This window comes from Gaetbulibacter aestuarii (assembly GCF_039537665.1).
GTDB classification, from domain to species: domain Bacteria; phylum Bacteroidota; class Bacteroidia; order Flavobacteriales; family Flavobacteriaceae; genus Gaetbulibacter_A; species Gaetbulibacter_A aestuarii.
Map to the genome: position 1 here is coordinate 252786 of NZ_BAABAY010000007.1, position 25606 is coordinate 278391.

Consider the following 25606-nt stretch of genomic DNA (forward strand, 5'->3'; position numbering starts at 1 on the left):
ACAACGAAGAAGCGTAATCAACAAAACAATGAAAGTATTAGCAAATGACGGTATTTCACAAAGTGGAATCGATGCATTAAAAAAAGCAGGTTACGAAGTATTAACTACAACTGTAGCTCAGGAACAACTTATAGATTATATCAACAAGAATGATATTGCAGTGCTCTTGGTGCGTAGTGCAACCACGGTACGTAAAGATCTTATCGATGCCTGCCCGGGACTAAAAATTATTGGTCGTGGTGGTGTTGGTATGGATAATATTGATGTCGCATATGCCCGTGAAAAGGGTATTAAAGTGATCAATACACCTGCAGCATCTTCACATTCTGTAGCTGAATTAGTTTTTGGTCATTTTTATAGCTTAGCACGTTTTTTACATCACGCCAACAGAGAAATGCCGCTTGAAGGTGATAGCAAGTTCAAAGCCCTTAAAAAAGCTTACGCTAAAGGAACAGAGCTGAAAGGTAAAACCTTAGGAATTCTTGGCTTTGGCCGTATTGGACAAGCGACCGCAAAAGTGGCTTTAGGAGCTGGTATGAAAGTTATTGCTTTTGATCCGTTTTTAGATGAAGCTAAATTGGACCTGGAATTCTTTGACGGACAAAAAGTAAGTTTCGACATTAAGACCATCAGCAAAGAGGAAGTTTTAAAACAAGCTGATTTCATTACGCTTCACGTTCCTGCTCAAAAGGATTATGTGATCGACACCAAGGAATTTGAAATGATGAAAAATGGCGTGTTTATTGCCAATGCCGCACGTGGTGGTGTAGTAAATGAAGTTGCTTTGGTAAAAGCCATCGAATCAGGAAAAGTGGCAGGTGCTGCTCTGGATGTGTTCGAAAAAGAGCCTTCTCCTGAAATCCAATTATTGATGAATCCAGGTTTATCATTAACACCGCATACCGGTGCAGCTACGAATGAAGCTCAAGACCGCATTGGTGTGGAGTTGGCAGATCAAATTGTATCTATTTTAGGCTAATAAGCGTTATAACATGATAACGAAGCCCTGGCAAGATTGTCAGGGCTTTTTTTGTTAAATTAAATTAAAACACAAGGTAAATCCGTCTTAATTTCTTAAATTTAAGAGAGTTGAAAATTTTCAATTCCTAAAGATTTATTGTTATGAAGTACCTTTTATATAGTGTTATTGTTTGTTTATTCCTGGCAGGATGCCACAGCACCAAACCTACGGTTCTTAAAAGTCAGGATGAGCAAGTAGCTAATACCACTCAAAATGATACCGTTAAGATTGAAAATAAAGATGAAGATTACGAGATCATCATTATAGATCCCGGCTTTAATACGTTTCTATATGGCTCTGCAAAACCACGTGGGTTTCACAACCAAACTTATTTGGAAAATAGAAATCGCATTTACGTAACGGAATGGAATCGCCGTGTTTTACAACCTCAGGTATACAATCCAAACCTTTACGAAATGCAAATTAACTACGATCCTCAGATCGATTATGGTTATGAGGTTAATTATTTACTCTACAATTACTTTATTTACTTTCAATTAAAATATAAACAAAGATTAGGTCCTTACACCCCTAGAATTTAGAAGTCTTTTAGCTATTTTTGCAATTAAATTTCAGGGTCTGTGAATAAATTAAAAAAGCGTTGGGGCATTGACTCCAATTGGCAGATTTTTTTGATCATTATAGTCTTTGCCATTACGGGAACGAGTTCTGCGTACGTTGGCAAATCTATACTTGCCGCCTTGAACCTGACCCACGAAAGATTAGGCGATTATCTGTATTGGTTATCTTACGCAGTTGTAATATCTGTAGTTTATCAATTTCTATTAGTCTTTTTCGGATGGCTTTTCGGACAATTTCGCTTCTTTTGGAATTTTGAAAAGCGCATGTTAAAGCATATCGGTTTTAAACGTTTTTTTAAAGAATGAATCAGCTAAAAAAACATATCGCTTTTAAGATAGTTGGTGTTCTTTTGGTTGCAGCCCTTCTGATTCCTACAGGAGCTAAATTTGCACATATTTTTAAAACGCATAAGCACGTTTTTTGTACGGCAAAACATGAAACGCACCTTCATAATTACGATTTTGATTGTCAGTTTTACAAGTTCCATGTTAATGCTAACTTTACCTTACCTGATTTCCATTTTAATATTCCTGAAATATTTCAACCTTGTGAAACTATTGAAGCACCATACGTCGCTTTGATCGAACATGAGGACCTCCATTTTTCACTTCGCGCACCACCAAATTTCATTTAATAGTAAAACCTGCTGACATCCTGTTCAGCCCGTATACTCAACCATATTGAGTTCATTATTTACCATTAAATTATTTTAAATGAAAACCATTTTTACCTTATTGCTATGTTTGGCAATAACGCCTTTTTATGCGCAAAACACCTTACAAGGCCGCGTCATCGACAGCACAACTCAGCAACCCATTACTTTTGCTAATGTTTATATTCCAAAATTAGAAAAAGGAGTAGTTACAGAAGATTCCGGAGATTTTACCATAAAAGATCTTCCTTCCGGTAATTATAATTTACTTGTTTCTTATGTAGGTTATCAAACCAAATCCATTAATATAAGCATCCCCAATCAAAAGTCATTAAAGATTGCTTTAACACCTTCAGCCATAGAAATGGAAGAAGTCATTATTTCCACCCCCTTCCACAAACTTCAAAAAGATAATGTGATGAAGGTAGAACGCGCTTCAGTGACCGAATTAAAGTCTCAAGGAGCCGTTACACTGGCTGATGGCATTAGCAACATTGCCGGAGTTGAAAGTGTTACAACCGGTCTAGGTGTTGGAAAACCCGTGATTCGCGGATTAAGCTCGAATCGCGTTTTAGTTTACACTCAGGGTGTTCGTTTGGAAAACCAACAGTTTGGAGACGAACATGGTTTGGGCATCAATAGTGCCGGTGTGGAAAGCGTGGAAGTTATCAAGGGCCCCGCATCTCTACTTTATGGTAGTGATGCTTTGGGCGGTGTGCTTTATTTGAATCCTGAACGTTTTGCCGAAGCTAACACATCAAAAGCTGATATTAGCAGTAACTATTTCAGTAATACGGAAGGTTACAGTACAGATTTAGGCTATAAAACATCCTTGGATAACGTAAAATTGTTGTTTCGAGCAAATGCAACGGGACATTCAGACTACAACACCAAAGATTACCGCGTAACGAATTCCAGGTTTAATACTAAGGATTTTAAATCCGGAATTGGATATCAAAAGGGTGATTTTAAAACAGAATTTCGTTATAATCTGAACCAGTCCAAAATTGGAATTCCTGAAGACATCGGCATTCAAACACTTGAGAAAACGCCAAGAACACCGTTTCAAGACATCACTTCACATATATTTAGTTCAAAATCCTCATTATTTTTTAATGGATCAAGTTTGAATTTGATCTTGGGTTACACTTATAACGACCGTCAGGAATTTGAAGATTACGTAGCTCCTGCCCTTCATATGAAACTGAAAACCGCGAATTACGACCTAAAATATAATCTTCCAAATTGGGGTAAATTCGAAACCATTGTTGGTATTCAAGGCATGAATCAAATCAATAAGAATTATGGCGAGGAAACCTTAATACCCGATGCAACTACGAATGATTTTGGTGTTTTCGGGATGTCTCACATTCATTTCAAAACTACAGACTTTCAGGTAGGCATTCGTTACGACAACCGAAATATTGAAGTTACCAGTGCCCAAAACACTCATTTCAGCAGTTTTAATGGTGCCTTAGGTTTTAAGCAAGATCTTGGACAAAATATGACTGCCAGATTTAATTTTGCTTCCGGCTTTAGAGCGCCCAACTTATCGGAACTTTACTCTGATGGCGTGCATGAAGGAACTAACCGTTATGAAGTGGGAAATAGTGATCTCAGCTATGAACAAAATTTACAATCGGATGTTGCCTTAGAATATGCCAATCAGCATATCGAAATTTTTGCGAATGGTTTTTATAATCGTATCAATAATTATATTTATTTGTCTCCTGATGGCACCGTTAGAGAAAATAGCCCCGTCTATAATTACGCCCAGAGTGACGCCAAATTATTTGGTGGTGAGGTCGGATTTCATTTGCATCCACATCCTTTGGATTGGCTACACTTAGAATCAAGTTTTGAAACGGTAACAGGAGAACTGAACGCCGGTGGTTATTTGCCGTTAATTCCAGCCAATAAATGGTCGAATACCATTCGTGTTGAATTTTCAAAGAACTGGTTGAATAATGGATATGCTTTTTTTAAAGTGCAGTCCTATTTTAAACAGAGTAAGGTAAGTCAGTTTGAAACACCAACACCGGGTTACGACCTTTTAAGCCTTGGTTTTGGGGGAACTTTAAAATTATTCAACAAAGATCTCAGCGTCACCATATCCGGAACCAATTTGACCAACAAGACCTATATTAATCATTTATCACGGTTAAAACCTGACGGAATTTTTAATATGGGGCGAAATTTAAATATTGGATTTACATATCAGTTATAAACTAAAAAGCCTTTCAATTCGAAAGGCTTTTTGTTTTTTTCTTTTTGGTAAAGAATTCGGTATAAAACCACATGATCGTAAACGTGGGGATCACATCGACGCCCGGTAAGGCTTCTTCAACAAAAGAAACCACTCCAGCCACTTTACCGGGATTTCCTTTGTATAATTTGATCATGATCCAGGCCGATAAAGGGGCCCAAATCACATCGGAAAATTCACCAACACCGGGAATGATAAAGGAAACGTAGCCAATGGCATCTAAAAGAATACTTAATGCTAATTTCTTATAACGGCTCATAAAAATTACCGGTTCGGAGCAATCAGTTTCAAAAACTCGTTACGTGTTTCGATCTTTTCAAACTGCCCTCTAAATCCCGAAGTTGTTGTAATAGAATTTTGTTTTTGCACACCGCGCATCATCATACACATATGTGACGCTTCGATAACAACAGCAACACCTTGAGGCCGTAAGGTATCGTTGATACAATCCAAAATTTGTTCGGTTAGGCGTTCCTGAACCTGTAAACGTCGTGCAAACACATCCACGATCCTGGGTAATTTACTGAGTCCTACAATATACCCGTTTGGAATGTAAGCGATATGAGCCTTTCCGAAAAATGGTAAAATATGGTGTTCGCAAAGCGAATAGACCTCGATATCTTTCACAATTACCATTTCATCATAAGACTCTTTAAACATGGCACTTCTCAAAATCTCCTCAGGATCCTGATGATAGCCTTGCGTTAAGAACTGCATGGCTTTCGCTGCGCGCTCCGGTGTTTTTAACAGGCCTTCGCGATCAGGATTTTCACCCAAATCCGAAATGATATGTTTGTAACGATCTTTTACATCGTCGGTTACCTGCATGTTGTATTCTTCAAAACTTCTGTATGGCATAACAGTTTAATTTATTCTTTTAATTTATCGGCATAATAGGTTTTCAGTTTTTTGATCTTCGGATTGATGATGAACTGACAATAGGGCTGCGATTGGTTATTATCGTAATAATTTTGATGTACATCTTCAGCTTTATAAAATACCTTCAAAGGCACAATTTCTGTGACTACGGGAGCGTCGAATTCCTTTTCTTCTTCTAAAAATGAAATGAATTTCTCAGCAGCTCCTTTTTGATGTTCATCTGAATAAAAAATAGCGGAACGGTATTGTGTACCAACATCATTCCCCTGCCGATTTAAAGTGGTTGGATCGTGAGTTGCAAAAAAGATCTCAAGTAATTCCGTGTAATAAATTTTATCCGGATCGTAAACGATCTGAACGGCTTCAGCATGTCCGGTTCGTCCGGTGCAGATCTCACGATAGGCCGGATTTTTAATTTGTCCCCCAGTATACCCGGAAACCACCTTTTCAACACCCTCAAGGCGCTCAAAAACAGCTTCGGTACACCAAAAACAGCCTCCGGCAAAAGTTGCTACATCCCAGGTTTTATCCATAAACAATTTCGTTTTGGTCTTTTAGTAGATTATCATAACGATTCCTTACCAGAAATTTCTTTAAAGATAGTTTTAAATCAACTTCTCAACAATAAAAATAAATCTTAATTGTCCAAAAGCATCTAAAGTATTAAATTCACACCTTATTCATAAATCTATGATTGAAGCTAAGAATATTCATAAATACTACGGTGAATTAGAAGTTTTAAAAGGCGTTGATATCGCTGTAAAAAAAGGTGAAGTTGTTTCTATCGTAGGAGCTTCAGGTGCCGGGAAAACCACCTTACTTCAAATTTTAGGAACGCTGGACAAGGCAACTCCTTCCGAAGGTTTTCAGTTAAAAATTAACGATACCGATATTCAAACTTTGAATGATAAAGCATTGGCAAATTTCAGAAATAAACATATTGGTTTTATTTTCCAGTTTCACCAGTTGCTCCCTGAATTTTCTGCTTTAGAAAATGTGTGTTTACCGGCTTTTATCATGGGTACCAAAAAAGCTGAAGCTGAAAAACGCGCTAAAGAGTTATTGGATTTTCTGGGTTTGAAAGCACGCTACGAACATAAACCCAGTGCGCTTTCCGGCGGCGAGCAACAACGTGTAGCTGTAGCCCGGGCACTGATCAACAACCCGGATTTCATCTTTGCTGATGAACCTTCAGGAAACCTGGACAGCGAATCAGCTGAAAAACTGCATCACTTATTCTTTAAACTTCGAGACGAATTTGGCCAGACCTTCGTTATCGTTACCCACAATGAGGATCTTGCTAATATGGCCGATCGAAAACTCACCATGGTGGATGGTAAAATTCTAGCTAAAGAACTTATTGAATAACCAGTGTTTGCATGGCATGCGCTGGAATTTCAAGCTTTACTTCACTGTTATCAATAATGGTATTATAATTTATAGCATCGTCACTTTGATTCATCACGATAGTAACCAATGAACCGTCCGGATTCATGAAAGAAGTGCTCAACAACGGACTTCTACTTGAAGCCGTGCTGACGCGCTTAGCATCTTTCTGAATGAATTTTGAAAAATGACCGATGTAATAATACGACGGCGTAAAAATCAGTTCTCCGGTATCCGTGTTCGCATGAACCGGCGCAAAACAAAAATTACCAACATGGTTAGGACCTCCGTGTTGATCAAGTAAAATATTCCAGTCGGTCCAACCCACCGTGCCATTATTAAAATCGTGGATCATGGAACTACCATAACGCTCGGCATTTGGCCAATACTCATAATGATCGGCATTAAAACTTTCGCTACAACCTTCAGTGAACAACAGGTTTTTATCAGGAAAGTTTTCTTTCACCTTTCTAATATTATCATACATAGGGTCTCCGCCTGCCCAGGTTTCATACCAATGGAAACCAGTGCCCCAGGCGTATTTTGCCGCCTCGGGATCTTCAAAAATAGTATTGGCTCGATGGTTGATAAGATCGCGATTATGGTCCCAAACCACTATATTTTTGTCACCAAGACCTTCGGCTTCCATCGTTGGTCCTAAATGATTTTTAAGAAAATCCCGCTCCTCTTCAGCAGAATAAATACAAGACTCCCATATTTGCTTGGCCATTGGTTCATTTTGCACTGTGATACCCCAAATTGGAATTCCGAGGGCTTCATAAGCCTTAATAAATTTGGTGTAATATAAGGCCCAGGCTTCTGCATATTCCGGTAGTAACTTTCCGCCGTGAAGCATGTCTTTGTTGGTTTTCATAAAGGCCGGCGGACTCCACGGACTTGCATATAATAACAAGTCTCCTCCAGCTTCGGCTATAGCCCGCTTGATCATAGGAATTCGATATACAGTATCGTGAGCTATAGAAAAGGTGTTTAGGTCTTTAGCCTCATCCGATACATAAGTATAACTACCTGAACTAAAATCGCAACTGTGTATATTTGTTCTGGCCAAACTGTACCCTATACCATTTGTTTTACCGTAATAGGCTTTTAACAGGGTCTCTTGTTTGTCCTTTGGTAATTTTGCAAATACCTCAGCCGAGGCATCCGTTATGGCGCCACCTATCCCCATAAAGGTTTGAAAGGTTTTATTTGTGTTCACAAAAACTGAAATTTCAGATTCTACAGGTTGCTCTGCTTTCACAAAGGTTTTCGCGGCAGTTTTAGTTAATCTAAGTGCAGTGTTTTCAGCGGTTGTATAAACCATAACTGATTTGTTAGCAACCGAATACTTAGAAATGGTGTCTTGATTCATTTGATTTTCTATAGGTGTTTTAGATGCATTTTGTTTGCAAGCGTTGAGAAGAAAAATTAGGCTTAGTAAACCGTAAAAAGTTTTCATAATGTTTAGTTTAGTTATTAAAGTTCAAAAGCTTCCGTAAAGTTCTTGAAAATTATGGAACACTAATTTAAGTTTTTATAATTTAATTATTGAAGCCTATGTCAAAGGAATTCTTAGAAATTTGACCAAAAACCTGTATTTTTACAAAAAAGACGCATTGAAAAAAGAAGCCCTTAAAGACTTTCTTGATGCCAAGGTTTTACAATACAATAATATAGCGTTTATTGAAAGTGATCCTATTCAGGTACCTCACCGCTATACTAAAAAAGAAGATATTGAAATTTCAAGTTTTTTTACTGCTACTATAGCCTGGGGAAACCGGAAAAGCATCATCAATAATGCCGAGAGATTAATGCAACTTTTTGACGAATCACCTTACGATTTTGTTATGAACCACCAGGAATCCGATCTCGAACGTTTAATGCCATTTGTGCATCGCACGTTTAACGGTTTAGATTGTATACAGTTTGTAAACTCTTTACAACATCTGTACAAAAATTATGGTGGCCTGGAACCTATTTTTGCCAACCACGGAACCTCTAAATCCCTACAGCCTGCTATCTCCGAGTTTAAATCCCGTTTTTTCGAAATTGAACATCTGGAACGAAGTAAAAAACATATCAGTGATCCTTTGAAGAATTCCGCGGCAAAACGGCTTAATATGTTTTTAAGGTGGATGATCAGAAGGGATAACGCCGGTGTAGATTTTGGTATCTGGAAATCTATTTCTCCAGCAGTCCTATCTTGTCCGTTGGATGTTCATTCAGGAAAAGTAGCCCGGAAATTAGGTCTGTTGAAACGAAAACAAAATGATGCTAAAGCTTTAGCAGAACTAGATAAAAATTTGCGACAATTGGATCCTTCAGATCCTGTAAAATACGACTATGCCTTGTTCGGTTTGGGCGTTTTCGAAAGTTTTTAGAAATAAGATGAATTTAATAATAATCCAAATATGAATTTTATGCGACTAACTCTAATTTTTTTGCTCACCACCTTTTTGAGCTTCTCTCAATCGAGAAAAATCCCGGTGGACACCATGGTGGTAACCAACCACACAGGAATTATTAACGGACAAAATTTATCCTATACGGCAACAGCCGGAACACAGCCGGTTTGGGATAATGATGGTAACCCCATTGCTACACTTTATTACACCTATTATGAACGTAATAATGTGAAAAATCGCGCTAAACGACCTTTAGTGATCTCATTTAACGGCGGACCCGGATCTGCTTCCGTTTGGATGCACATTGGCTATACCGGACCTAAAGTTTTAAACATAGACGATGAAGGTTATCCCGTTCAGCCCTATGGTATGCGTGATAATCCAAACTCTATACTTGATGTAGCCGATATTGTGTATGTAAATCCGGTAAATACAGGATTTTCCCGAATGATACCTGACAAAGACGGTAAACTTCCTGATAGAAAAACCTTTTTCGGTATCAATGCCGATATAAAATATCTTGCTGAGTGGATCAATACGTTTGTAACTCGTAAACAGCGTTGGGAATCTCCAAAATATATTATCGGTGAAAGTTACGGTGGAACCCGCGTTATGGGATTAGCTAATGCACTTCAAAGTAATGAGTGGATGTATCTTAACGGTGTTATTATGGTATCGCCTGCCGACTATAAATTATACAGCACAAGCCAGCCGGTTTATTCAGCTTTAAATCTACCCTATTATACCGCTGCAGCCTGGTATCACAAAATGCTGCCGGCAGAGCTTCAGCAACAAGATCTTACAGATATTTTACCGCAAGCGGAAGACTTTGCCATTAACAAGTTAATGCCTGCATTAGCCAAAGGCGGAATGATCTCTGAAGCTGAAAAAAATACGGTTGCTGAAAAAATGTCTTTCTACTCAGGTCTGAGTAAAGAAAGTATCATGAAGAACAATCTTGATGTTCCTACGAGCTTCTTCTGGAAAGATCTACTTCGTAATTCTGAAGGTATGATTATAGGACGTTTGGATTCCAGATATCTGGGTATTGATAAACGTGAAACGGGTAGCAGACCGGATTATAGTCCGGAATTAACAACCTGGAATCATGCGTTTACACCTGCTATTAATTATTACATCAGAAGTTTTTTAAACTTCAAAACTGATGTAAAATATAATATGTTTGGAAATGTAAATCCATGGGACAGAGAAAACGATAATGTACGCGATGGATTGCGTCAGGCTATGGTTCAGAATCCTTATTTAAAGGTGTTGATCCAATCCGGATATTATGATGGCGCCACAACCTATTTTGGTGCAAAATACACTATGGGACAAATTGATCCCAGCGGCAAATTAAAAGATCGCTTTACCTACAAAGCCTATCGTTCCGGTCATATGATGTATATCCGAAATGATGATTTAATAAAAGCAACTAACGATCTTAGAAATTTTATTAAGTCTACAATGAATCCTGAAACATCGGCGAAGTACTAAAATATTTATCATGAAAGTAAAAAGGCGGAAATCTCATTGATTTCCGCCTTTCTTTTTCTATTACTATTGGAAAATTAACCTTTCAACCAGGCTTCGCGAATTTCCATTTGATGTGGCGTTACAGTATCCATATCTACGATACCGGTGCCCTGAGTGTACGATTTAGTCACTGTGGTTTTTATCTCTACAGGTTCACCATCGCGCTCAAGCATAACTTCTACCTCTTGACCTGGTGTCCATCGCGCTACACCATTTAAAATCTCATTAGCATTTTGAAGCGTTATCTGTGTACCATTTATACTTTTAATAACGTCGTTGGGCTCTGCTCCCGCATCATGCCAAAAACTATTATCACTTACCGCATCCGTAAAGAAAATTTGTCCTGTTTGTCCGCTACCGGCCAATATCAATTCCGATCCGTTTTGGATATATCCGGTTTCAACACGACCTTCTCCAATTTTCAAGCCTACTTTAGCTAGATATTGGTTATAATCAATAGGAATATCACCAATTACATGATCATAAAAGAAAGGCTTTAAAGACGGATAGGTCATGGCAATGATCTCATCAATTAAGGCATCATCTTCAAAAGGTTTGTCTTTACCATATTTCTCAGAAAGCTGTTTCATTAATGATAAAATCCCACGCTTACCATCACTTTCATCGCGCATCATGATATCGATACACATACCGATCAAGGCCCCTTTTTGATACACATTCAGGTATTGATCTTTGTAAGGCGCTTTCAATACATTTTCACTCATTATGGTGAAACTCATAGCATCATCCATTTGCTTTGAATAATTGATTTTATCCATCAATTTCTTATAGAATGCGGAATCATCGATCAAGCCCTGATTCACCTGAAATAAATTTGCGAAATATTCCGTTACACCTTCATACATCCATAAATGCTTTGAAAATGTCGGGTTATTGTAGTTGAAGTATTGAATGTCCTCAGAATGCACTGAAAGCGGGGTTACAATATGAAAAAACTCATGCGAAACCACATCGATCATGCCACTACCCAACTCTTCATTAGAATAGGCATCTGGAAATACCACCACTGTAGACGTGTGGTGCTCTAAGGCGCCATAGCCCTTGGCATAGCCATCGGTTCCTTCAGACAGGTATAAAAATATATGATATTCCGGTGTTGAATTTATATCCCCTAAAAAGGCTTTTTGAGCCTGCATCATTTTATAAACCGTATTCTTTAAAGAAGCTGCCGTGTGTTTTCCTGAAGGAGAATATACACTTAAAACAATTTTAATATTCCCCACGTTAAACGCATCAACATCCTGTTTACCATACATCATTGGGTTATCGGTAACATCAAAATAGCGATTGGCCAAATAGGTTGTTGTCAACGTTTGTCCGTCTTCACTTGTTTTCTCAGAACTTTCAGGAAGCGCTGAAACGCGTTTAAAATCGGATGGTGACGTAACTTCAATTTTATACTGGTGATTTTGTAAAGATTCAAAATAGCCTACAAATCCATGTAAATTCAACACAAATTCATCAGGTTCAATATCTGTTCCGGAAGGAGAAAAAGGCACATCATAACCGATGCCTCCCGTTTTTTCCTGATCGAAGGTATCATTTACCCAATAGGTGATTTTATCCAGGTTTTTAGCATCAGAGATCGTCCAGGTATTATCATCAACGTGAACAAAGGGCATTTCTTTTCCTGAATAATCAAGCGCTTTGAAATCGTCTATATATTTTCCAAAATCACTAATGGCGTAGGTTCCCTGTACTACTTTTGGTAATCGAAAAGTAATTGTTTTTTGTGTAAAACGTCCGGGATCGATAGTTACAGGAACTTTATCGTTGGAAACTTTAGTGAGATTAATTGAAGATTCGATGGGTACAACTGTTGCTAAATCGTTAGTAGTTGATTTGGTAGAATTACAACTTACTACTAGTAATCCTGCCATAAACAGGGCAAGTATTTTCGCTCTCATAAAATGGTTTTTATGTTATTTTTAATACGACCTGAAAAATACTACAATGTTACAAGGGGTGTTCTTAAGGTTTTGTTAAATTGAGTATTTCGTATATTCGAAAATGCAAAATCCTTTGGTAAGCATCTTAACCCCTTTCAAAAATACAGCGCCTTTTTTAAAAGCCTGTTTAGAATCCATTATTAATCAAACTTATGAGCATTGGGAATTGCTTATTGTAGACGATCATTCTTCAGATACCAGTTACGAGGTCGTAGAAGCATTTGCAAAAAAAGATTCGCGAATAAAACTTTTTAAAAATACTGGGAACGGTATTATTGAAGCGCTTCGGATTGCCTTTAAAAACAGTCAGGGAGACATGATAACCCGCATGGATAGTGATGATATCATGACACCGGAAAAGCTTGAAGTTCTTATAAATAATTTGATCCAGGCCGGACCAGGAAACATTGCCGTGGGGCAAGTGAAGTACTTTGCTGAAAATGGGGTGAAACCCGGTTATAAACGTTATGAAAATTGGCTAAACCAATTAACTCAAAATGGTGATAATTTTTCTGAAATTTATAAAGAATGTGTGATTCCATCTCCAAATTGGATGGCATATCGAGGTGATCTTATAAAAGCCGGAGCCTTTGACCATTATGATTATCCCGAAGATTACGATCTCACCTTTCGGTTTTATAAAGCCGGTTATAACTGTATTCCCTGCAATACGGTATTACATTTATGGCGCGATTACAGTAGCCGAACGTCAAGAACACATGTGCACTATGCCCAAAATTATTTTTTGAATATTAAGATGAAATATTTTCTGGATATTGATCATGATCCAAATAAAAATCTGGTGATCTGGGGTGCCGGTTATAAGGGTAAAAAAATTGCCAAACACCTTCTTAAAGAAAAGGTCCCTTTTGATTGGGTTTGCGATAACCCCAAAAAGATCGGAAAGACCATTTATGGAAAAACAATGAAATCATTTGAAGCTTTAAAAAGTATTGAAAATGCACAAAGTATTATAACAGTTGCTAATACTAAAGCACAAAAACAAATTAGAAATTATTTGAATGCCTTAGAACTAAAGCCAGTTGAAGATTATATTTTCGTGTGTTAATACCACAAAATTGAAATAAATGTCGATTTCATTTTCTATATTTGACAAATCTAAAAAGCGATGCAGTTTAAACACCCGGAACTTCTTTACGCCCTATTTTTACTGCTCATCCCGATAATTATTCATTTATTTCAACTTCGAAGATTTAAAAAAGAACAATTTACGAATGTCGCTTTATTAAAAAAAGCGACCCTTCAAACCCGAAAGAGCTCACAAATAAAAAAATGGTTGATCCTGGCCACAAGACTTCTGGCCCTTGCGGCTCTAATTTTAGCATTCGCACAACCGTTTACGAGTCCTCAAAGTGGTGCTAAAAAACGAGTAGAAACGGTTATTTATCTTGATAATTCTTTTAGCATGCAGGCCCAGGGTACCAAAGGTCCGCTTCTTAAAAGAGCCATCCAGGAATTAGTGGCAACTATTCCTGAAGACAGTAAAATATCTTTGATCACGAATAATGAAATTTACCGAAATACAAGCATCAAAGCCATTAAAAATGATTTACTGGAACTCGACTATACCGGAAGCTCACTAAGCACAAACGAGGCCTTATTAAAAGCAAAAACACTATTTACAAACAATTCGAGTAGTATTAAAAACCTTGTTTTTATCTCAGATTTTCAGGATAATGATAATGATTTCCAATTTATTGAAGATAAAACCTTAAAGCTGTTTCCCATTCAGTTACAACCTGAAAGCCGTAACAATATCGCCATTGACAGTGCTTTTATTGAAAAAGAAAATTCAGGCAACCTTTCCTTGCACGTCCGGTTAACCGATTTTGATAAATCTGGAAATACGGTGCCTATTTCTCTGTTTGATCAAGGAAACTTAATTGCAAAAACAGCGGTTGAAATGAATGAGACTTCGGAAGCTATTTTTACACTTCCGGATAACCAACCAATTCAGGGTAGATTATCCATTGATGACAATAGCTTGCAGTTCGATAATACCTTGTACTTCAATATCAATAAACCTCCGAAAATTAACGTACTTGCTATTAATGGAGCATCAGATTCATTTTTAAAACGGATCTACACACCTGATGAATTCAATTTTAGTTCTACTTCAGAATCTCAATTAGATTATAGCCTTCTGGACGCCCAAAACCTCATCGTTCTTAATGAATTGCAAGCGTTGCCGGTTGCCTTAGCTTCAGCTTTAAAAAGTTTTCTGGAACGCGGTGGTGCATTAACCATCATTCCCTCAAATAATACGGAAATTAAAAGTTATAATTCCTTTTTAACTACATACGGTCTGGCGCTTAACTCTTTTAATAATTCTGAAAAGCGCATAACGAAAATCAATTATAGTCATCCGCTGTTCAGAAAAGGAGTTTTTGAAAAACAAGTTACTAATTTTCAATACCCCAGGGTGAATGAATATTATGAACTGTCTCGTTCACAGGGAGCTTCTGCCTTAGAATTTGAAGATCTAAAGCCATTTCTAATAGATTCAAATAAACTTTTCTTGCTCACAGCGCCTCTGAACGAAGCCAATTCAAATTTTAAAAATTCACCACTCATTGTGCCAACGTTTTATAATATGGCCAAATATGGGTTAGATATCCCCAGCCTTTATATGATCATCGGTCAGCCTAATCGTTTCGATGTCAAAGTAAAATTGGGTCAAGATGATATATTATCTATGGAAAATAAAGGTCATTCTTATATACCTCAACAACAATATTTCAATACCAAAGTACGTATTCAGGCAGATAACATTCCGGATATAGCTGGAATTTATGCTATAAAAAATAAAGAAGAAACTCTGGAATATGTTAGCTTCAATTACGATAGATCTGAAAGCAGAATGAATTACATTGATATTTCAAGCCTTAAAGGGAGCTTTGTAAGCAATTCCATTGAACAGATTTTCGATACGATAAAAAGTGAGACAAAAATTAATGCCTTATGGAAATGGTTTGTTATTTTTGCAGCAGCACTTTTGATAATTGAAATGGCCATCTTAAAATATTTTAAATGAATATCCTTCTCAAAGCCGCCACCATTATAGATCCAGAAAGTGAGTTTCACAATACAACTCAAGATGTTTTAATCGAAAATGGTGTCATTACGAAGATTGCCTCCTCCATAACTAATTCAAAAAAGTATCAGGAAATAACGCTGGATAAGCTGCACATCTCACGAGGGTGGTTTGATAGTAGTGTCTGTTTTGGTGAACCGGGATACGAAGAGCGCGAAACTATTGCTAATGGTTTAAAGACTGCTGCGAGCTCAGGTTTTACTGCAGTGGGCTTAAACCCGAATACACATCCGGTAATTGATACGAGTTCAGATATTGCGTTTGTTGTATCAAAAGCAAAAAACCATGCTGTAAACCTGGTTCCGCTAGGGGCATTAACTACAAAAAGTGAGGGTAAAGATCTGGCCGAACTTTTCGACATGCACTCTGCAGGAGCCGTTGCCTTTTACGATTATAAAAAAGCTGTTAGTAATCCGAATCTCTTAAAGATCGCCTTGCAATACGCGAGTAATTTTGATGGTTTGGTTTGTTCGTTTCCTCAGGAAGATCAAATAGCCGGACAAGGGGTAATGAATGAAAACGAAACAAGCACTCGCCTGGGATTAAAAGGAAATCCTGCGTTAGCAGAGGCTCTTCATGTTAGTCGTGATTTATTTATCCTGGAATATACCGGAGGTAAATTACACATTCCAACCGTTTCAACAAAAGCCGCATTAGATCGGATCCGCGAAGCGAAAAAGAAAAAATTGGATGTGAGCTGTAGTGTCGCGATTCATAATTTATATTTCACAGATAAATCGTTGGCGGATTACAATACCAATTTTAAAGTACTTCCTCCCTTACGGACAAGAACTGATGTAGAAGCGTTGATTGAAGGTTTAAAAGATGGCACCATAGATATGGTAACTAGTGACCATAACCCGATGGATATAGAGCAGAAAAAAATTGAATTTGATCATGCTGCATACGGTACTCTTGGGCTAGAAAGTGCATTTGGTGCTCTTCAAAAACTTTTAACGCTTAATAAATCCATCCAATTACTAACCAGTGGAAAGGCGCGTTTTGGATTAAAAAATTCGCCAATAGCCGTTGGTAACAAAGCAGACATTACGCTTTTCAATCCGGATTATAAATATACGTTTACCAAAGGAAACATTCTTTCAAAATCGAAGAATGCTATATTTGAAAATGAAACACTTAAAGGACAGGTATACGGTATTATTTCAAATAGCACCTTGTCTTTAAACAAAAAATAACATGACGACTCAAGATATCGAAAAAGGAAAAACTTACGCCATTGTTAGCTATTTAACTATTTTCGGTGTAATAATAGCCTATTTCATGAATAATGAACCTGAAAATAAAAGTGACTTCACGAGCTTTCATATTCGGCAATCACTGGGACTTTGGTTAACCTTTTTTGCGCTGGGCTACATTGTTGGAAATTTTAATAGCTGGTATGTTTCCTCAGGATTCTATCTATTTTTTGCGATACTTTTCATCTACGGATTTGGTAGTGCTTTAGCCAAAAAAGCCAATGCTGTCCCGATTCTTGGTCCTTTTTATCAAAAATTATTTGCAAATCTAGGTAAATAATGATGTCTGATTCCTTATCCCTTTATCATATAACAAGACCTTCTTCTTTAAAGGAAAATGCGCCTTTACTGATCATGTTTCACGGTTACGGAAGCGATGAAAACGATCTGTTTTCCTTCGCCAGCGAATTGCCTGATTCTTTGTTTATTATTTCAGTTCGGGCACCTTATCAAATGCAACCTTTCGGGAATGCCTGGTATGCTATTAACTTTGATGCGGAAAAAGGTAAATGGAGCGATAACGATCAAGCGAAAGACTCAAGAGACCTGATTAGTACCTTTATCGATGAAGCGATAGACGCCTACCCCGTTGATAAAAGTAATGTAACCTTATTAGGGTTTAGCCAGGGCACCATTCTGAGTTATGCCGTGGCACTTACCTACCCTGAAAAAGTAAAAAACGTAATTGCTTTAAGTGGTTATATTAACCGGGATATTTTAGACGGTAATTTGGAAGGCAGAAACTATAGTCATTTGGATTTTTTCTGTTCACACGGCAGTGTAGATCAAGTCATTCCTGTGGATTGGGCACGACGCACGCCTGCCTTTTTGAATGAGTTAAATATTAAGCACGTTTACAAAGAATATCCCGTTGGTCATGGTGTTGCTCCACAGAATTTTTTCGATCTAAAGGCCTGGCTTAGCGATAGACTCTAAAAATCTATTTTAAAAAGAAAACCTCTAACAATCGCATAAATCATTAGAGGTTTAGGTTTTATTCAGGTAAAATTTATTCGTTAACTACAAGTCGGAATCCTTCGCCATGTATATTAAGGATCTCCACTTTATCATCAGGTTTTAAATACTTACGCAGTTTGGCAATATAAACATCCATACTTCGTGAAGTAAAATAATTATCATCACGCCAGATTTTAGTTAAGGCAAGTTCACGTGGCATCAAATCATTTTCATGAAGCGCCAATAATCTTAATAACTCATTTTCCTTAGGTGAAAGTTTTACAGGTTCTCCACCATCGAAACTTAAGAAACGTAATTTTGAGTTTAGATCGAATTTTCCAATTTTAAACTGGAATTGCTTACTATCAGAGATTGATTCTGTTGCCTTACGCTGCATAATCGCTTTGATCTTCATCAACAACACTTCACTATCAAAAGGCTTGTTCAGGTAATCATCAGCGCCTACCTTATAGCCTTTTAAAACATCCTCTTTCATTGTTTTTGCTGTCAAGAATACAATAGGAACGTCACTGTTTTTATCTCTGATTTCTTTAGCTAATGTAAATCCGTCCTTATATGGCATCATCACATCCAATATGCATAAATCAAAATCATCTTTTTTGAATTTTTCAAAACCTTCCATCCCATTTTTAGCATGCGTAACTTCATAGTCATTCATGATCAAATAGTCTTTAAGGACGGTTCCAAAATTAGGATCGTCTTCTACTAGTAAAATTCTTTTCTTTTGCTCTTCCATAGTTATGATATTAGAGGAAGTCTAATAGTAAAGATACTTCCCTTGTCTTTTTCACTTTCAACAGATACATAACCCTGATGGTCATCAACAATGCGTTTTACATAGGCTAAACCTAAGCCATGACCTTTAACATTATGTATATTTCCGGTATGTTCTCGATAAAATTTTTCGAACACCCTTTTGGCAGCGGCTTTACTCATGCCACTACCCTGATCTTTTATTTTTAATAAAATATTAGTTCCAACATTTTCCGTGTAAACATCAATTTTCGGAGCGTTGGGTGAATATTTAATAGCGTTGTCGAGTATGTTTACAATCACATTTGTAAAATGAGTTTCATTTGCTAAAACCGTACATTGCTCGGCATCAAAATGTGTTTTAATATAGCCTTTCCGGTCTTCTACAATCAACTCAACATGCGTAATAGCGTCATAAATTAAGTCGTGCAACTCTACTCTATCCTTACTAATATTAAGTTCGTTCTTTTCTAATTTAGATATCCGAAGTACATTTTCAACTTGAGCATGCATGCGCTTATTCTCTTCCTTGATCATGTTCAAATAACGCATGACTTTGTCCTTATCTTCTATAATTTTTGGATTTCGAATAGAATCCAAAGCAAGATTTATAGTTGCTATTGGTGTTTTGAACTCGTGCGTCATGTTGTTAATAAAATCCGTTTTGATCTCGGATATTTTCCGTTGTTTTACCAACTGATAAAGAGCGCTTGAGTAGGCAATGATTATAATGGATGTAAAAATAACAGACATTAAAATCATTCCTATGATACTCGATAGTATAAATTTACTATCATCAGGGAAATTTACCAAAAGTTTATATGGACTTCCGTCGTTTTGATTTTGAAAAATAGGTACGGAAAAAGTCGAAGCTTTATCATATTCAAAGTCATCACTCTGCACTTTGGTAGCCAGATCATTACCATAAATGGCAAATTGAAAGTCGATATCTATACCAAGATCATGAAGCTTTTTTTGCAACAGATTCTTAATTTCATTTTCAGAAACACGCTTTCTTATTGGTTGCCTTGGAGCCAGATCTTTATAAACATCTTCAAATAAAATTTCGTCTGTGCTTGAAATTTTATCAAGTAGCAATAGTTTCTGTTGTGTGCTTAAATCCGCATCACCTTTTTTATTGCTAATGTCCTTGTAAACTTTGGTTTCCCTATCGTTGTAAACACGTTTTACACTTAGGGTATCTAAACCGATGTCAAAGAGCGGTGAGCTAAACTTATAGTTTTCCTCCAAATTCCCCAAGCGATACACAACGGTTTCCTTGGAGTCTTGATTCTCCTGAACAACATAAAGATTTCTGATGGAAGCTGTATCAACCACAGCATTATTAGAAATCAGATCCTGCAATTTGTATACATATTCCGAATATTCCCGTTTTTGAATCGTATTCGAAACATAATACAAAGCCGTTTTCACATTGTCAGTGAAACGATCTTTTTCGTTCTTAACCGAGTTGTTAATATAATAAGCTTGAATAGAAATAATTCCTATCAAAGACAAACTCATTAAAACAATCAATAAGAAGAATTTGCGTTTGCTCATTGCTCAAAATTAACATTTTAACATTTATAAATTTAGCTTTTAACCTTACCTTAACAAATGCTTCGGTGAAGGGTACCTAAATTTTTAGTAGAATTTGCTGATGAATATCAAAAACCTGCGATTTCGTGTCTTCTAAATTGATGTTTTCAATTTTGAAATCTGTGAAATTCAGGCGTTTATCGTCAGTCCATTGATTTTTCATGATAGCCTCGATCTTACTCTCAGACGTATCATCACGCTGCATCAAACGTGTCATTTTAATCCCTTTAGGCGCTGTTACGGTAATTACAAAATCACACTGTTTATAGCCACCGGTTTCAAATAAAATAGCAACTTCCTTGATAACATAGGGAGCATCCTGCTTGTCCACCCATTGTTTAAAATGTTTCGCAACTCTGGGATGTACAATGGCATTCATTTTATCAAGTAACGATTTATCGTTAAAAATACGGTCGGCAATAAAGGGTTTATTTAGTTCGCCTTCTTTATACGCTTCATCACCAAATAATTCTATTAATTTACGCTTGATAACCTTGGAGCGACGCATTAATTTTTTAGCTTCCTTATCTGCAATATATACGGGAATGCCTAATTTTTTGAACATTTTTGCTACGGTTGTTTTACCGCTTCCTATGCCTCCTGTAAGCCCAACAATAATCATTCTGTAACTATAAATTCTATGCGATTCTGATTGATTTTAGCATCTTTTACCAAATCACTTGTAGCCATTAATTGAGGAATCAAAACAGATTGATTTTTTGTAACCTTATTGAAATCACAAACCACTTTAAAATCTTGAGCTTTAACCTGATTAAAATTGGTTAAACTCACATAATACGATACAACAACCACCTTTGGAAAATATTTGATCTTCAATGTATCCGGAACATTGATCAAGTTTACAGGAACTTTTACCATACCTTCTGTAAATTTACCCACCTTGGCATGAACATCAACCTGCTTGTGTGAAAATTTAATATCTCGGTTTTTTGGAAGTTTTAGAGCTATGGTCTGATCAATATTCGCCTTGATATCCTTCAAAGTTAATTTTTCAGTGGAGATATTTAAAATGGTATCGACAAGTGATTTTGGCCCAACCACAGTTATAGAATCAGGGTTAGATTTCAGGGCGCTTTCCAGATCATAACCCAAACTGAATTTAATATCCGAATTAATATTGATATTTACTTTTTTAACTTCGTTTACATCAAATTTGAAATATAATGTATCCGGTGTCATAGCCAAAAGCTGTACTTGTTTATCAAACTGTGTATTGGTTAAAAACGACATTGATTTTGACCAAATGAATGTTGAATCTCTTTTAACAACGTCTTTACTGAAATCGATATTGATCTTCGGCTCATTTAAATAGTAGTTTAGCCACTTAAAACCGTATGTTTTTAATGTTAATTTTAAATTTCGATTACTATCATTCAAAATAACAGCCTCTTGAGGAACATTTACCGTATTAATACCAAACTCAATGGTATTTGTATATTGCTTCGATAACTTACTAAACAACAAAATAACGAATGAGGAGATCAGAAATAAAATGAAAACATTTATTTTCTTGTTCTTTATTGAATCCCTGATTTTTGTTTTTATCCTCTTGATCATCACTAATTAAAAAATAGTTTTGGAAACTGTGTTTGCGGTTCCTTTTTTAATAGCTGAATATAATAAGTTGATTTTAAAAACCCGTATCCATAACCAAAAAATTGAATGCTTAAGGCCATTAAACTCATAAAAGCCACAGTTAAACTTTTGGTATTCCACAATGCGGTTAAAAAAGCTAAAATAAAATATATGACATAAAGTAAGAACAGCTCATTTATTCCAAAGAATAACAGAATAATGGCTATCATAAATCCAACAGAAAACAAACCCGGAAACCAATAGGTGAGCGATTTTGTTTCAGGATGCCATTGATTTAAAATGGCGCGAACCTGGCCAAATTTGTACACTTGAGTATAAAATTTTTTCCATGAAATGCGACGTTTATGATACACTTTGGCTTTAGGAAAAAGTGTCGTTTCAAAACCTTTATTCCACAAGCGAATGGAAAGATCAGGATCTTCGCCAGGATGAATTTTTCCAAAACCACCGGTAGCTTCAAATGCTTTTTTTGAGATTCCCATATTGAAACTTCTGGGTTGAAATTTACCTACGCCTTTTTTACCACCCCGAATTCCACCGGTAGTTAAAAGCGAGGTCATCGAGAAATTTATGGCTTTCTGTAATTTACTGAACCCTTCGTGGGCAGCATCAGGTCCGCCAAAACAATCTACATATTCTTTTTTTAAAGCAGTTTCTGCCTGATGAAGATAATCCGATGGTAGCACACAATCAGAATCTAAAATAATAAAGTAATTGCCATGGGCTTTAGACATACCGTAATTTCGGGAGTCTCCGGGACCAGAATTTGGCTTGTAGTAATAAGAAATATGCAGTCGTGATTTATAGGTTTTAACCACATTTTCTGATGAAATGGTAGAGCCGTCTTCAACAATAACAACCTCGAACTTCGATTGTGTTTCAAGTTTGGTAAAGCTCTCCAAAAGCTCCTCCACTTCCTGAGGCCTGTTGTATACCGGAATAATAAAAGACAGCTGTAAATCCATATCACAAAAGTAACAAAAAAGCCACCGCTAAAACGGTGGCTTAAACATATTATGATTTGATATTATTCCTCTTCTCCGGTAAATGTTGCCATCACGGCATCACTTACACCCATATTACTGAATCCGCCATCATTATAAAGATTTTGCAGGGTAACACGCTTGGTAAGGTCACTAAACAAGGTTACCGTATAATTGGCGCAATCTAAAGCTGTTGCGTTTCCTAATGGCGACATTTTTTCCGCATAAGCAATAAATCCATCAAAACCTTTAACTCCACTACCAGCTGTGGTAGGTGTTGGTGATTGAGAAATGGTGTTTACTCTTACTTTCTTATCGCGACCAAAGAAATAGCCAAAACTACGTGCAATACTCTCTAAGTAGGCTTTATTGTCAGCCATATCATTATAATCAGGAAAAACACGTTGTGCAGCCATATAAGTTAGCGCTACAATACTTCCCCATTCGTTCATCGCATCCTTTTTGTACAGGGTTTGCATAAGCTTATGAAAAGACATAGCTGATACGTCTGTTCCCTTTTGAGTCCAGTCGTAATTTTGATCGGTATAATGGCGTCCTTTACGAACATTGATAGACATTCCGATAGAGTGTAAAACAAAATCGATCTTCCCACCAAGAATTTCCGTAGATTTTTCTATCAAATTCTCAAGATCTTCAAGGTTAGTTGCGTCGGCAGGAATCACCTGAGAACCTGTTTTTTCAGCTAATTCATTGATTTGTCCCATACGCATAGCGACAGGAGCATTCGTTAAAACAAATTTACCGCCTTCTTCATGAACACGCTCTGCTGTTTTCCAGGCAATAGAATTCGAATCCAATGCACCAAAAATGATTCCTTTTTTTCCTTTTAATAAGTTGTACATCTTTTAATGTTTATTTAAATCTTGGTTAGTCTTTTATTCATAGATCAAAAATACTAAACTTCTGCTTTAAAACTCAAGCTTTTGTTGGTTTTCAATTCAGTAATTCCTTGGCATGGGCTATGGCAGAAGACGACATGTCTTTGCCACCAAGCATTTGAGCAATCTCCACAATACGCTCGTCGTGGTTCAGTTTTACCAAATTGGTTTGCGTAACCTCATTCACATCGGCTTTATAAACTTTAAAATGAGAATGACCTTTTGCAGCAATTTGAGGTAAATGTGTAATTGAAAATACTTGCATACGTTTACTCATTTCAAGCATAATATCTCCCATTTTATTCGATATTTCTCCTGAAACCCCGGTATCGATCTCATCAAACATGATGGTTGGAAGTTGGATATATTGTGCTAAAATAGATTTTATAGCCAACATAATTCGCGATAACTCTCCTCCGGATGCTGCCTTTTTAAGCGCATTAAAGTTACCTCCTTTGTTTGCTGAAAATAAAAATGAAATATCATCTTTACCATTTGCATAAAAAGTATCGGTTAATGATACATCGATCTTAAACTGTGCATTGGGCATGCCCAAATCTGCTAAAATACGTTCTAATTTTTCTTTTAGCTGAGGAATTACAGCCGCTCTGTTATTATGAATCGTTTCCGATAATTGGTCCAAAGCTGTTTTTTGGTTTTGAACCTCGGTTTCCTTTTTGGCTATTCGGTCATCCAAATTTTGAGTTTCGAATACTTTATCATCCAATTCATTGCGAATAGCTATAAGTTCTGAAACATTCTCAGCAACATGCTTCTGCATCAGGTTATGCAAGGTTTTTAGTTTTGCATCCACCGTTTCCAAACGACCGGGGTCTGCTTCCAAACCTTCCTGAAGATCATCCACCTCAGTAAAAACATCATCCAATTCTATCAAACTACTATTCACGCGCTCAAAAATACCTTGATATTTTGACGAATACTGACTCAGTCTCTGTAAGGTATTTTTTAAGGCTGTTAAACCGCTTAAAATACCAACCTGTTCATCACCCAAAGCTTGATACGCTTCAGCCAACTTTTCCTTGATAACCTCCATATTATTGAGGGTTTCGTATTCCTCCTCCAGGGATTCCAATTCTCCTTCAATTAAATTGGCATCAATAAGTTCGTTTAAAAGAAATGTGTTGTAATCCTGCTCTTTTAAAGCTTCCGCCTGAAAGGCAACCAAATCCTTTAGCTCCTTTTTCAGGGTTTTATACTTGGCGAGTTCCTGATTATAGTTTTCCAAAAGTGAACTATTGTTAGCCAAAGCATCGATAACTTGAAATTGGTAATCATCGTGGGTTAACTGTAAGGTTTCATGCTGAGAATGAATATCCACTAACCTATCGCCCAAAAGTTGTAAACTATTCAGGTTTACCGGAGTATCATTTACAAAAGCTCTGGATTTACCGGATGGTAAAATTTCTCTGCGTATAATGGTTTGTGCTTCATAATCGAGGTCTTCAGATTTAAAAAGATCTTCTAAATTGTAATTTTTAATATTGAAAACTGCTTCTATAATACACTTTTCCTCAGGATTTTTTAAACTACTTAAATCGGCTCGTTTTCCTAAAATAAGTGATAGACCTCCTAGTAAAATTGATTTACCGGCTCCGGTTTCTCCTGTAATTATAGAAAAACCATCGTTAAAATCGACCTGAAGATCGTCGATCAAAGCATAATTTTTTATAGAGAGAGCACTGAGCATA

General features: G+C 36.8%; 25 protein-coding genes. 13 read left to right on the plus strand and 12 right to left on the minus strand.

From position 1 onward, the window contains the following. Window positions 1–28 precede the first annotated feature (28 nt). From ABD682_RS14130 to ABD682_RS14150, 5 genes are all read left to right on the plus strand, one after another. On the plus strand, window positions 29–979 hold the full coding sequence (locus tag ABD682_RS14130) for a D-2-hydroxyacid dehydrogenase (RefSeq protein WP_344742229.1): 951 nt from the start codon (window positions 29–31) through the stop codon (window positions 977–979). Between the two features lie 143 nt (window positions 980–1122). Beyond that, window positions 1123–1563, plus strand: a complete 441-nt coding sequence (locus ABD682_RS14135) for a DUF6146 family protein (protein WP_344742230.1) — start codon at window positions 1123–1125, stop codon at window positions 1561–1563. Between the two features lie 39 nt (window positions 1564–1602). Then, window positions 1603–1908 (plus strand): DUF6787 family protein, encoded by a 306-nt coding sequence (locus ABD682_RS14140; RefSeq protein ID WP_344742231.1) that lies wholly within the window; start codon window positions 1603–1605, stop codon window positions 1906–1908. Next, the gene (locus ABD682_RS14145; RefSeq protein WP_344742232.1) at window positions 1905–2237 is read left to right on the plus strand and encodes a hypothetical protein; all 333 of its coding nucleotides are present in this window, start codon (window positions 1905–1907) and stop codon (window positions 2235–2237) included. The genes ABD682_RS14140 and ABD682_RS14145 overlap by 4 nt, the downstream gene beginning before the upstream one ends. Before the next feature lie 79 nt (window positions 2238–2316). Further along, complete coding sequence (locus ABD682_RS14150) at window positions 2317–4482, plus strand: TonB-dependent receptor (RefSeq protein ID WP_344742233.1); 2166 nt, start codon at window positions 2317–2319, stop codon at window positions 4480–4482. A 13-nt stretch (window positions 4483–4495) separates the two neighbouring features. Here ABD682_RS14150 and ABD682_RS14155 read toward each other — a convergent pair whose 3' ends face one another. From ABD682_RS14155 to msrA, 3 genes are read right to left on the minus strand one after another with little or no spacing between them, the layout of a single operon-like run. Continuing rightward, on the minus strand, window positions 4496–4780 hold the full coding sequence (locus tag ABD682_RS14155) for a hypothetical protein (RefSeq protein WP_344742235.1): 285 nt from the start codon (window positions 4778–4780) through the stop codon (window positions 4496–4498). 5 nt (window positions 4781–4785) lie between these two features. Continuing rightward, window positions 4786–5379 carry a GTP cyclohydrolase I FolE gene (folE, locus tag ABD682_RS14160; RefSeq protein WP_344742237.1) on the minus strand — a complete coding sequence of 198 codons (594 nt, stop codon included), beginning with the start codon at window positions 5377–5379 and terminating at the stop codon, window positions 4786–4788. 11 nt (window positions 5380–5390) lie between these two features. Continuing rightward, a complete protein-coding gene (msrA, locus tag ABD682_RS14165) occupies window positions 5391–5933 on the minus strand; it encodes a peptide-methionine (S)-S-oxide reductase MsrA (protein ID WP_344742239.1) in 543 nt (180 codons plus the stop codon). A gap of 157 nt (window positions 5934–6090) precedes the next feature. Between msrA and ABD682_RS14170 the strand changes: the two genes are divergently transcribed. Continuing rightward, a complete protein-coding gene (locus ABD682_RS14170; protein WP_344742240.1) occupies window positions 6091–6768 on the plus strand; it encodes an ABC transporter ATP-binding protein in 678 nt (225 codons plus the stop codon). Here the strand turns inward: ABD682_RS14170 and ABD682_RS14175 are convergent. Beyond that, window positions 6758–8158: a glycoside hydrolase family 30 protein gene (locus ABD682_RS14175; RefSeq protein ID WP_344742314.1), complete on the minus strand. Its 1401-nt coding sequence runs from the start codon at window positions 8156–8158 to the stop codon at window positions 6758–6760. The two genes, ABD682_RS14170 and ABD682_RS14175, sit on opposite strands and share 11 nt — an antisense overlap. Before the next feature lie 244 nt (window positions 8159–8402). On the opposite strand from ABD682_RS14175, the gene ABD682_RS14180 reads away from it, so the two are divergent. Continuing rightward, entirely contained in the window at window positions 8403–9167 is a 765-nt protein-coding gene (locus ABD682_RS14180) for a TIGR02757 family protein (RefSeq protein WP_344742241.1), read from the plus strand. Window positions 9168–9206: 39 nt separating this feature from the next. Beyond that, window positions 9207–10688, plus strand: coding sequence for a S10 family peptidase (locus ABD682_RS14185; RefSeq protein ID WP_344742242.1), 1482 nt, complete (start codon window positions 9207–9209; stop codon window positions 10686–10688). 74 nt (window positions 10689–10762) lie between these two features. On the opposite strand, the gene ABD682_RS14190 is transcribed toward ABD682_RS14185, so the two are convergent. Next, entirely contained in the window at window positions 10763–12655 is a 1893-nt protein-coding gene (locus ABD682_RS14190; RefSeq protein ID WP_344742243.1) for a M61 family metallopeptidase, read from the minus strand. Between the two features lie 103 nt (window positions 12656–12758). Between ABD682_RS14190 and ABD682_RS14195 the strand changes: the two genes are divergently transcribed. Genes ABD682_RS14195 through ABD682_RS14215 form a run of 5 tightly spaced genes read left to right on the plus strand, consistent with a single transcriptional unit; the run spans window position 12759 to window position 18004 of the window. Then, window positions 12759–13766 (plus strand): glycosyltransferase family 2 protein, encoded by a 1008-nt coding sequence (locus tag ABD682_RS14195; protein WP_344742244.1) that lies wholly within the window; start codon window positions 12759–12761, stop codon window positions 13764–13766. Between the two features lie 60 nt (window positions 13767–13826). Beyond that, entirely contained in the window at window positions 13827–15752 is a 1926-nt protein-coding gene (locus tag ABD682_RS14200; RefSeq protein WP_344742245.1) for a vWA domain-containing protein, read from the plus strand. Further along, the gene (locus tag ABD682_RS14205) at window positions 15749–17008 is read left to right on the plus strand and encodes a dihydroorotase (RefSeq protein ID WP_344742246.1); all 1260 of its coding nucleotides are present in this window, start codon (window positions 15749–15751) and stop codon (window positions 17006–17008) included. The genes ABD682_RS14200 and ABD682_RS14205 overlap by 4 nt, the downstream gene beginning before the upstream one ends. 1 nt (window position 17009) lies before the next feature. Then, window positions 17010–17348: a hypothetical protein gene (locus ABD682_RS14210; protein WP_344742247.1), complete on the plus strand. Its 339-nt coding sequence runs from the start codon at window positions 17010–17012 to the stop codon at window positions 17346–17348. Continuing rightward, entirely contained in the window at window positions 17348–18004 is a 657-nt protein-coding gene (locus tag ABD682_RS14215) for an alpha/beta hydrolase (RefSeq protein ID WP_344742249.1), read from the plus strand. The genes ABD682_RS14210 and ABD682_RS14215 overlap by 1 nt, the downstream gene beginning before the upstream one ends. 73 nt (window positions 18005–18077) lie before the next feature. On the opposite strand, the gene ABD682_RS14220 is transcribed toward ABD682_RS14215, so the two are convergent. The 7 genes from ABD682_RS14220 to recN all read right to left on the minus strand — a co-directional run bounded on the left by ABD682_RS14220 (window position 18078) and on the right by recN (window position 25605). Beyond that, the gene (locus tag ABD682_RS14220; protein WP_344742250.1) at window positions 18078–18782 is read right to left on the minus strand and encodes a response regulator transcription factor; all 705 of its coding nucleotides are present in this window, start codon (window positions 18780–18782) and stop codon (window positions 18078–18080) included. A 2-nt stretch (window positions 18783–18784) separates the two neighbouring features. Continuing rightward, a complete protein-coding gene (locus ABD682_RS14225; RefSeq protein WP_344742251.1) occupies window positions 18785–20359 on the minus strand; it encodes a sensor histidine kinase in 1575 nt (524 codons plus the stop codon). Window positions 20360–20435: 76 nt separating this feature from the next. Next, window positions 20436–21020, minus strand: coding sequence for a dephospho-CoA kinase (gene coaE / locus ABD682_RS14230; protein ID WP_344742253.1), 585 nt, complete (start codon window positions 21018–21020; stop codon window positions 20436–20438). Continuing rightward, a complete protein-coding gene (locus tag ABD682_RS14235) occupies window positions 21017–21976 on the minus strand; it encodes a CdaR family protein (protein WP_344742316.1) in 960 nt (319 codons plus the stop codon). The genes coaE and ABD682_RS14235 overlap by 4 nt, the downstream gene beginning before the upstream one ends. 2 nt (window positions 21977–21978) lie before the next feature. Then, the gene (locus ABD682_RS14240) at window positions 21979–22980 is read right to left on the minus strand and encodes a glycosyltransferase family 2 protein (protein WP_344742255.1); all 1002 of its coding nucleotides are present in this window, start codon (window positions 22978–22980) and stop codon (window positions 21979–21981) included. Window positions 22981–23042: 62 nt separating this feature from the next. After that, complete coding sequence (locus ABD682_RS14245; protein WP_344742257.1) at window positions 23043–23861, minus strand: enoyl-ACP reductase FabI; 819 nt, start codon at window positions 23859–23861, stop codon at window positions 23043–23045. 91 nt (window positions 23862–23952) lie between these two features. After that, window positions 23953–25605 (minus strand): DNA repair protein RecN, encoded by a 1653-nt coding sequence (recN, locus tag ABD682_RS14250; RefSeq protein WP_344742258.1) that lies wholly within the window; start codon window positions 25603–25605, stop codon window positions 23953–23955. Between the last annotated feature and the right edge of the window lies 1 nt (window position 25606).